Source organism: Methylobacterium sp. E-041, assembly GCF_022829665.1.
Classification (GTDB): domain Bacteria; phylum Pseudomonadota; class Alphaproteobacteria; order Rhizobiales; family Beijerinckiaceae; genus Methylobacterium.
The window spans coordinates 1-685 of the sequence record NZ_JAKSYQ010000122.1; the positions used below are offsets into that span (position 1 = coordinate 1).

Here is a 685-nt window from a genome sequence, read left to right on the forward strand (position 1 = left end):
CCTGGATGCCTACAACTTCGCTCGGCGGCTCAAGACCCTACGCGGCCTTACTCCGTATGAAGCGATCTGCCGGGCCTGGGCAGACAATCCAGACCGCTTCAGATACGATCCAACCCATCTCACCTCGGGACTGCACAGCTAAACTCGGTCGTAGAGCGGACAGACGGGTTCCGACCCGACCCAGCCGCCCGGGCCGCCGTCGGCGCTTCTCCAAAGCAGTCGTTCGTCAGCTCTCCTACAACTTCGGCTCGGGGTGGCAATCGGACGTTGGCCTTTCGCCGCGAAGCGGACGCTCTGTCTCCAACCCCTCTCCGACGTTCGGGGGAGAGGCCCCGGCACTATCGAGGTACGGATGATGGGGCTGTCGAGGTTCCAATGCTGCGGCCGAGAAAGTCACGTGTCAGCCAAGCAATCCTGTCCGTCGCCTCGTCTAGCGCGAAATGGCCAGCATCGAGGATGTACAACTCTGCCTTCGGTGTGTCGCGCAGATAGGCTTCGGCTCCTGGCACAATGAAGGAGGGATCGTACCGACCCCACAGCACACGAGGGTCGTGTCCCTTGGCGTGGTGTAGCTCGGTGAGGACCACCACGATCACCGGCTTGGGCCGGGACGATCAGGCTGCCAGAGTGGGCAGGCTGACCAGGGGATCATCGCCGATCGGGGCGATGCTTTCCAGGGTCATGT

1 pseudogene is annotated in these 685 nt (G+C 62.8%); it reads left to right on the plus strand.

From position 1 onward, the window contains the following. Positions 1-142: pseudogene (locus MKK70_RS11525) on the plus strand (IS481 family transposase); the annotation flags it as partial. Between the last annotated feature and the right edge of the window lie 543 nt (positions 143-685).